Raw genomic sequence first — 8380 nt, 5'->3', positions numbered from 1 at the left:
GTGCGGGGTGCGGGGTTCGGGGTTCGGGGTTCAGGGTTGGCCTCACTCGTAAGGCCGGCCACCCAATACATCAGTCGACCGCTCGTGACACCCGCTCTGCGGTGTCACGCACGCCCCGTGGCGCTCTGCGCCACGTGCCTCGATGGCCGGAGTGACGAGCAAGGCATTAGGGTTCAGCGGCTGCCGATGAGTGGTTAGGGAGCGGGTGAGTCGGGCGGATCGATGGTAAGCTTTTGGTGTACTGAGATCTCGGGGAGTCGTTGATTTGGCTGATCGTGGTCATCGGAGTCTGCGTGTTTGGCATCTGGCGATGGATCTGGCGGGCGCCGTTTATCATGCGACGTCTTCGTTTCCGCGCGACGAGTTGTACGGGCTCGTTTCACAGATGCGGCGCTCGGCAGTGTCGATTCCTTCGAACATCGCCGAGGGCTATGGGCGTGGCGGCAAGGACTATGCGCGGTTCGTCGCGATCGCCTACGGTTCTGTCCTGGAGCTGGAGACCCAAACGGAGCTGTCCCGTCGCCTCGGTTTTTTGAACCCCGATCAAGAACCGAAGCTCTTAAGTGCGATGGCCGAGATCGGCCGAATGCTCAACGCCCTCCGCGCATCGCTCCTGAATCCCGACCCCTGAACCCCGACCCCTGAACCCTGAACCCTGAACCCTGAACCCCGACCCCTGAACCCTGAACCCTGAACCCTGAACCCTGAACCCCGAACCCCGAACCCCGAACCCTGAACCCCGAACCCAACCTCACCGACTGCGAATCAGCGTCCCGACGCCTGCGTCCGTGAAGAGATCGAGCATGACCGCATGCTCGACCCGCCCGTCGATGATGTGCGCGGACTTCACCCCGCCGTGCACCGCATCGAGTGCGCACTGCACCTTCGGCAGCATGCCGCCCGCGATCACGCCGTCCTTGATCAGCGCATGGACGCGGCCGACATCCAGCTCCGTGATCAGATTGCCCTCGGCATCGAGCAGGCCAGCCGTATTGGTCAAGAGCAGGAGCTTCTCGGCCTTGAGCACCTCGGCGATCTTGCCCGCGACCAGGTCCGCGTTGATGTTGTAGGAGCGCCCGTCCTCGCCGACGCCGATCGGTGCGATGACCGGGATGAAGTCGCCTTCGACCAGCATGTGGACGACCCCGGCGTCGATACTTTCGACCTCGCCGACATGGCCGATGTCGATGATCTCCGTGGCCTCCAGCTCGGGCGCATCGCGGCGCAGCAGGAGCTTGCGCGCGCGGATCAGGTCGCCGTCCTTGCCGGTGAGGCCGACCGCCGAGCCGCCGTGTCGGTTGATGAAGTTGACGATCTCTTTGTTCACCAACCCGCCGAGAACCATCTCGACCACGTCCATGGTCTCGTCGTCCGTCACCCGCATGCCTTGAACGAACTCGCTCGCCTTGCCGAGTCGCTTGAGCAGCGAGCCGATCTGCGGCCCGCCACCATGCACGATCACGGGATTCACCCCGACCATCTTCATGAGGACCACATCGCGCGCGAAGCCCTGCTTGAGGGTCTCGTCCACCATGGCATTGCCGCCGTATTTGATCACGATGGTCTTGCCGCGGAAGCGCCGGATATAGGGCAGTGCCTCGATCAGGACATGGGCGATGGTGTGGGCACGTTCGTTGAGGATAGACATGGCTTGGAATCGCTCGGCGTGGTGTTGCTCGGATTGAAATGGGTTGGAAAGGATCAAAAGGGCAGCCTAAGCCCGGGCGCGGCCTCGGCCATGATCAGGCGAAACCGCTCTTGAATGGCCCGGAGCGCGGCCGTGTCGTCGCCTTCGAAGCGAAAGACCAGCTTGGGCAAGGTGTTCGAGGCACGCACCAGACCCCAGGCGGCGCGGCCGTCGAGCCGCAAACCATCGATGGTCTGCACCGCAAGATCCTCGACGCGATCGGCCAGCAGGACCACCTGCGCCATGATCCGCGCGGCATCGCCCTCGGGCAACGGTAAGGCCAGCTCGGGGGTGGCGATGCCGCCGGGAAAGTCGCGGAAGATCGCGTCCGTCGGGCGAGCATTACGCGACAGGATCTCGAGGAGCCGAGCGCCGGCGTAAAGGGCGTCGTCGAAGCCAAGCCAGCGCTCCTTGAGCATGATGTGCCCGCTGAGCTCGCCGGCAATCTGCGCATGGGATTCGCGCAGTCGGGCCTTCAGCGGAGCATGGCCGGAACGCCACGGCACCGGGCGACCGCCCGCGCGACGGATCACCTCGGCGAGATGGCCTGTGCATTTAACGTCGAAGACGACCTCGCTCCCCGGATGCCGCGCCAGGATATCGACGGCGAGACACATGAGGACTCGATCGGCCGCGATGAAGCCGCCCGCGGAATCGATCACGCCCAGGCGATCACCGTCACCGTCGAACCCGAGCCCCAGATCGGCACCCTCCAGCAGCACCCGCTCCGAGAGTCCCCGGAGACACTCGGGGCGGGCCGGATCCGGGACACGCTCGCCCATCCCGGCGGCCGGGTCGCAGTCGAGCGCGATCACCTCGCAGCCGAGCGCGCGAAAGACGGCCGGCGCGATCGCCGAAACGGTGGCGTTGCCGCAGTCCAGCACGAGCCGCATGGGCCGGGCGAGGCGGATGTCGCGGACGATGCGCTCGCGGTAGCGCTCGGAGATGTCGCGCTCAATGAGGCTACCGGCCCCGCTGGTCAGGTCGCCCTCGAGGATGCGCTGCCGCAGGTCCTGAATCGTGGCCGCGTCCGCGCTGACGCCGCCGAAGACAACCTTGACCCCGTTGTAATCGGGCGGGTTGTGGCTGGCGGTGACGATCGCCCCGGCGTAGGGGCCGGCCTCGCAGCAGGCGAAATAGACCAGAGGCGTCGGGGCGATGCCGAGGTCGACGACATCGACCCCGGCGCCGCGGATCCCGACGATCAATGCCTTGGTCAGGGCCGGACTGGATGCGCGGCAGTCGCGTCCGACCATGACCGTGCGATCGCCGCGCGCTGCGGCCTCGCTGCCGATCGCCCGACCGATCGATCGCATGATCTCGGGCGTCAATTGGCGGTCGAGGATGCCGCGGATGTCGTAGGCGCGGAAGATCTCGGGCGGCGCGGCAGGGGTGATCTCGGCCATGGACGGCGGCGTGTCAGTGCTGGCCAGTGTGTCCGAACCCGCCGCTGCCGCGGGAGGAGGCGTCGAAGTCCTCGACGATCCTCAACTCGGCCTGCAGGACCGGCACCAGCACGAGCTGGGCGATGCGCTCGCCGATCTCGATCCGGAAGGGGGCCGTCCCGCGGTTCCAGCAGGAGACCATGAGCGGCCCCTGATAGTCCGAGTCGATCAGACCCACCAGGTTACCGAGGACGATGCCGTGCCGATGCCCGAGCCCCGAGCGCGGCAGGATCAGACCCGCGACGTTGCGCTCGGCGATGTGTACGGCCATGCCGGTCGGCAGCAGCACGGCCGCGCCGGGCGCAAGATCGAGCGGGATCTCGAGCATGGCGCGCAGATCGAGACCGGCCGAGCCTTCGGTCGCATAGGTCGGCAAGGGAAAATCGCGGCCCAGGCGCGGGTCCAGAATCTTGACCTCAAGAGGATGTAGCATGGTGTTCGGCATAACGTTCCGCGAGGAGCATGGCCAGCTCGCGTGCGAGCTCGACCTTCGACATCATGGGCAGCACGCGCTGCCCCCCGTTCCAGAGCACCAACAGCGCGTTCTCGTCGCGCTCGAAGCCGCCCGAGTCGCCCCCGACCCGATTGGCCGCGATCATGTCCAACCGCTTGTCCTTCAGCTTGCCGCGGGCGTATTGCTCGACATCGTTCGTCTCGGCCGCAAAGCCCAGCGTGAAGGGCGGCTTCGGCAGGGCGGCAACCTCGGCCAGGATATCCGGATTGCGCACCAGACGGATCTCCAGCGTATCGGCGGCCTTCTTGATCTTGCTCCCCGCGGGCTCGGCGGGCCGGTAGTCCGCCACCGCGGCGGTCGCAGCGAAGATGTCGCAGTCGCGGCTGCGCGCCGTTACGGCCGCCTGCATCTCCAGGGCCGTTTCGACCTTGACCAGCTCGGCCACCGTCGGCGGCGCCAAGGCGCTCGGTCCGCTGACCAGGACCACCCGGGCGCCCAGATCGGTCAGCGCGCTCGCCAACGCATAGCCCATGCGCCCGGAGCTGCGATTGCCCAGATAGCGCACCGGGTCAAGCGGCTCGCGGGTCGGCCCGGCGGTCAGGAGGACCCGTACGCCGGCCAGCGCTTGCCCGTCTGCGCCGCTCAGCGCCTCGGCGATCTCCAGCGGCTCGAGCATCCGCCCCGGGCCCTGGTCGCCGCAGGCTTGACTGCCGACGCCCGGTCCGAGGATCCGCGCGCCGCGGGCCACCAAGCGGGCCAGGTTGTCCTGGGTCGCCGGGTGACGCCACATCTGCTGATTCATCGCCGGGGCGAGGATCAATGGCGCCTCGGTCGCCAGGGCCAAGGTCGTGAGCAGGTCGTCGGCGATCCCGGTTGCCAGACGCGCCATCAGGTCGGCCGTTGCCGGGGCGATCAGTAGCCGATCCGCCCAGCGGGCCAGCTCGATATGCCCCATACCCGCCTCGGCCGCCGGGTCGAGCAGGTCGGTACGCACCGGATGCCCGGAGACCGCCTGAAAGGTCAAAGGGCCGACAAACGACGTCGCGGCGCGCGTCATGACCACCCGAACGATATAGCCTCGCTCGCGCAGGCGACGCACCAGATCGACCGACTTGTAGGCGGAGATGCCGCCGCCGACACCGAGCAGCACCTGATTGGGGGGGCTTGGATCCATGACCTAAACGTGTACACTACCGCTACGGAACTGGCCGCAGTTTAACGCAACCCATCGACGGAGGTCGCATGCCGATCAAGGACTGGCCGGAGGGTGAACGGCCACGGGAGAAGCTCCTGGAGCGGGGGGCCGGCGCACTCTCGGACGCCGAGTTGCTGGCGCTGTTCCTGCGCACCGGCGTGCGCGGCAAGAGTGCGGTGGATCTGGCACGCGAGCTGCTGTCTGACTTCGACGGTCTCGTCGGGCTGCTCGCCGCGGACAAGAAGCGTTTTTGCGAGGGCAAGGGTCTCGGCCCGGCAAAATTCGCCGAGCTTCAAGCGGTCCTCGAGCTCAGCCACCGCTACCTGCTCTCGCGGATTCGAGGTCAAGACGTCCTGACCAGCCCCGAGGCGACCCGCGATTATCTCAAGCTGCGGCTGTACGGCTCACCGCACGAGATCTTCGCCTGCCTCTTCCTCGACAACCGACACCGTGTCATCAGCTACGACGAGCTGTTCCATGGCACGATCGACGGGGCGAGCGTGCATCCTCGGGTGGTCGTGCAGCGGGTCCTCGCGACCAACGCCGCCGCCGTGATCTTCGCCCACAACCATCCTTCGGGTGTGGCGGAGCCCAGCCAGGCGGATCTGCGGATCACGCAGCGTTTGAAGGAAGCGCTGAGTCTGATCGACGTACGCGTTCTGGATCACGTCATCATCGGCGACGGGGAGGGGACTTCGCTGGCCGAGCGCGGGCTTCTTTAGTTTTGGGTGCGCTGTGAGCTGTCGGCTGTTAGCTTTCAGCCGCCAGCCTCCTGACCTGTAATGTGCCGATTCCATTATCGTGCACATCATCACTCAGCCGGGGAGCAGTGATCCGGCTTCGGAAAACCGAAACGCGATTATTGCGCGACAGATTAAGGCTGATAGCTGATCGCTGATAGCTGGAGGCAAGACCAACGCCACCCTCACGGCATCAAGGTGCAGGCGCCATCCTTGCAGCGACGTCTCAACCGCCAGTCGGCGAATCGCGCGTAGCCCCAATCGAGCGGGCGCACCAGCCGCAGGCCCTGCACCAAGGCCGCGAGACGGCGGTAGCCCGGCAGGCGACGCCAGATCGCGACGAAGGCGGGAACACCGGTCAGGATGCTGCCGTCGGTCTCCTTGGCGTGGATGCGACGCATGGCGTGCGCGCGGTCGATCCCGGCCTCGGCCAACGCACCGCCGTCATCCGTAATGTCGACCCAATGGATGGCGCCGGCCTTGTCGATCCGGCGATAATGGGCAATCTCTTTGCTGCACAGCGGGCAGCCGCCGTCGAAATAGGCCGTGAATGCGGTCATGGTGTGGTTGTGTCGCTGTCCGGGATCATCTTCTGGATCGACCGAACATGGATGCGCACGCGCGATCGCTCAACCCCACTGCTCGACCCGTAACCCCTCAACCCGCGAAAACTCATTGATGTTGTTGGTCACCAGGGTCGCGTCGAGACTCAGGGCGTGGGCCGCGATCAAGAGATTGATCGCGTAGATGCAGATATCCGTATCCATAAGGACGATCACGCGATCGGCTCCCGTTCCTGCGTCTCCGGTTGCTCGCGCGTCAGCGTCAAGTCATCCGGAAACTCCGCCAGGGCATCGAACATGACCTGCCAGGGATCGTCCTTGGGCAAGAGCACCACGGCATTGCCCAGACGTTTGATCACCACCTCATCACCCCGGAAGCGGTATTCCTTGGGTAAGCGAACGGCTTGACTGCTGCCGTTGAAGAAGAGTTTTGCTGTTTCCATCAGAACCATCGGCACCAGAAAATATATATGTCACGTATAGACTTCCGGACATCAATCGTCAAGGCGCAGCAAGGCTACGGCAATCCGGCCAATGTCAGGCGTACCGTCGATCAGTACGCCCGTGCCGGGTTTGCCGGCATCATGATCGAGGATCAGGTCATGCCGAAGCGCTGCGGCCATACCGGGGTACGGGATGTCGTGGACCGCGAAGAGGCGATCCGCCGGGTACGGGCTGCAGTGGACGCCCGCGAGGGCGGAGCGGGCACCCTGATCGTCGCGCGCACCGATGCACGCAGCGCCCTCGGCCTGGACGAAGCGCTATGGCGGATGCAGGCGTTCGCGGACGTCGGCGCCGACATCCTCTTTCCGGAAGCACCGCGAGACGAGGCCGAGATGCGCCGTTTCTGCACCGAGGTCCCCGGCATCAAGATGGCCAATATGCTCGAAGAGGGCACTTCGGGTGCGAAGGTCGTCGCTGTTTGTCATTGCCTTCGCGAAGGTTATCGCAGTACGTTCGCTGCTGTCCAAAGCGCGCTGAACACCGCGCGGCTAAATCCCGATACCGGCGAGGTCAAGTAAGATGAGAAGGGGCAGCGCATGATCGAGTCACTGGAATGGGCGCTCTTGGTGGTCGCCGGCTTGGTTCTGTTGAGCGTCCTCATGAGTCCGCTCGCGATTCGTCTCGGCGCACCGATCCTCCTGATCTTCCTCGGAATCGGCATGCTTGTCGGTCAGGACGGGCCGGGGGGGTACGCGTTCGACGACTTCGAGCTCGCCTATCATGTGGGCAGCATCGCACTGGCAGTGATCCTTTTTGCGGGTGGGTTGGGTACCCGCGTTCGCGATATCCGCGTCTGCTGGGGTCCGGCACTGATGCTCGCGACGTTCGGGGTGGTCATCACCGCTGCCGTGGTCGGCGTATCGATCTGGTTGCTGGGGGTTTCCTTGCTGGTGGCCCTCTTGCTCGGCGCCGTCGTCGGATCGACGGACGCGGCGGCGACCTTCCTCCTGCTGCAAGGGCGGGGCATCAAGCTGAAAGGTCGCGTCATGGAGACGATCGTGGTCGAGTCCGGCCTCAACGACCCGATGGCGATCTTTCTGACCATCGTCTTGGTGTCCTTCGTCGATGCCGGAGGTGCCGAGCTATCTTGGTCGCTGGGCGGAACCTTCGCGCTGCAGTTGGGGGTAGGGGCTAGCGCGGGGCTTCTCGGGGGGCTGATCCTCGCCTGGCTGATCAACCGCCTGGAGCTGGCGAGCGGGCTCTTCGCCGTGTTGGCCCTGTCCGGGGCCATGGCCCTGTTCGGCGGCACCCAATTGGTCGGCGGCAGCGGTTATCTGGCGGTGTATCTTTGCGGGGTCGTCCTGATGGATCGCGTGAGCGGGTTGCGCCGGGAAGAGCTGAACATCACGCACGGGAGCCTCGCCTGGCTGAGTCAGATCCTGATGTTCCTCATGCTCGGCTTGCTCGTCACGCCGCATCAGTTCACGGGCGAGATCATGCACGCGGCCGGGGTGGCGTTTCTCCTCATCTTCATCGCCCGGCCGCTCGCCGTGGCCGTCAGTCTGGCCCCGTTCCACTTCAGTCTCGAAGAGCGTCTCTTTATCTCTTGGGTGGGCTTGCGGGGCGCGGTGCCCATCTTTCTCGCGATCATCCCGGTCATGAGCCCCGGCCCTGTCGACGTGAACTTCTTCAATGTCGTTTTCATGGTGGTGATCGCCTCGCTTGTGTTGCAGGGCTGGACCATCCCTTGGCTGGCGCGGCGGCTCGATCTCGAGGACAAGCGTGAGGTGCCCGCATCGGAATCGCTCGACCGCCGGCAATAACGACCCCCGCACCCCCGCACCCCCGCACC

Annotated in this window: 10 protein-coding genes and 1 pseudogene; 4 read left to right on the top strand and 7 right to left on the bottom strand. The window is 65.4% G+C overall.

What is annotated here, in order from left to right; translation table 11 throughout:
* The first annotated feature begins 265 nt into the window (after positions 1-265).
* Complete coding sequence (locus AADX97_RS28100; protein WP_374238913.1) at positions 266-631, top strand: four helix bundle protein; 366 nt, start codon at positions 266-268, stop codon at positions 629-631.
* A gap of 120 nt (positions 632-751) precedes the next feature.
* On the opposite strand, the gene argB is transcribed toward AADX97_RS28100, so the two are convergent.
* The 4 genes from argB to coaBC are packed head-to-tail and all read right to left on the bottom strand — an operon-like array spanning position 752 to position 4760.
* On the bottom strand, positions 752-1648 hold the full coding sequence (argB, locus tag AADX97_RS28095; RefSeq protein WP_374237057.1) for an acetylglutamate kinase: 897 nt from the start codon (positions 1646-1648) through the stop codon (positions 752-754).
* Between the two features lie 53 nt (positions 1649-1701).
* Positions 1702-3093 (bottom strand): phosphomannomutase/phosphoglucomutase, encoded by a 1392-nt coding sequence (locus AADX97_RS28090; RefSeq protein WP_374237056.1) that lies wholly within the window; start codon positions 3091-3093, stop codon positions 1702-1704.
* A 13-nt stretch (positions 3094-3106) separates the two neighbouring features.
* A complete protein-coding gene (gene dut, locus AADX97_RS28085) occupies positions 3107-3565 on the bottom strand; it encodes a dUTP diphosphatase (RefSeq protein ID WP_374237055.1) in 459 nt (152 codons plus the stop codon).
* Positions 3549-4760: a bifunctional phosphopantothenoylcysteine decarboxylase/phosphopantothenate--cysteine ligase CoaBC gene (coaBC, locus tag AADX97_RS28080; RefSeq protein ID WP_374237054.1), complete on the bottom strand. Its 1212-nt coding sequence runs from the start codon at positions 4758-4760 to the stop codon at positions 3549-3551. The genes dut and coaBC overlap by 17 nt, the downstream gene beginning before the upstream one ends.
* Before the next feature lie 68 nt (positions 4761-4828).
* Between coaBC and radC the strand changes: the two genes are divergently transcribed.
* Positions 4829-5503, top strand: coding sequence for a DNA repair protein RadC (radC, locus tag AADX97_RS28075; RefSeq protein ID WP_374237053.1), 675 nt, complete (start codon positions 4829-4831; stop codon positions 5501-5503).
* A 203-nt stretch (positions 5504-5706) separates the two neighbouring features.
* Here radC and AADX97_RS28070 read toward each other — a convergent pair whose 3' ends face one another.
* From AADX97_RS28070 to AADX97_RS28060, 3 genes and pseudogenes are all read right to left on the bottom strand, one after another.
* A complete protein-coding gene (locus tag AADX97_RS28070; RefSeq protein ID WP_374237052.1) occupies positions 5707-6081 on the bottom strand; it encodes a thiol-disulfide oxidoreductase DCC family protein in 375 nt (124 codons plus the stop codon).
* A 69-nt stretch (positions 6082-6150) separates the two neighbouring features.
* Positions 6151-6255 (bottom strand): annotated as a pseudogene (locus AADX97_RS28065) (VapC toxin family PIN domain ribonuclease); the annotation flags it as partial.
* A 41-nt stretch (positions 6256-6296) separates the two neighbouring features.
* Positions 6297-6527 (bottom strand): antitoxin, encoded by a 231-nt coding sequence (locus AADX97_RS28060; protein ID WP_374237051.1) that lies wholly within the window; start codon positions 6525-6527, stop codon positions 6297-6299.
* On the opposite strand from AADX97_RS28060, the gene AADX97_RS28055 reads away from it, so the two are divergent.
* A complete protein-coding gene (locus AADX97_RS28055) occupies positions 6489-7106 on the top strand; it encodes an oxaloacetate decarboxylase (RefSeq protein ID WP_374237050.1) in 618 nt (205 codons plus the stop codon). The genes AADX97_RS28060 and AADX97_RS28055 overlap by 39 nt on opposite strands.
* An 18-nt stretch (positions 7107-7124) precedes the next feature.
* The gene (locus AADX97_RS28050) at positions 7125-8351 is read left to right on the top strand and encodes a potassium/proton antiporter (RefSeq protein ID WP_374237049.1); all 1227 of its coding nucleotides are present in this window, start codon (positions 7125-7127) and stop codon (positions 8349-8351) included.
* Positions 8352-8380 lie beyond the last annotated feature (29 nt).

This window comes from Thiocapsa sp. C2-2m (assembly GCF_041903745.1).
GTDB lineage: Bacteria > Pseudomonadota > Gammaproteobacteria > Chromatiales > Chromatiaceae > Thiocapsa > Thiocapsa roseilacustris.
This window is presented reverse-complemented; position numbering and strand designations above follow the sequence as displayed.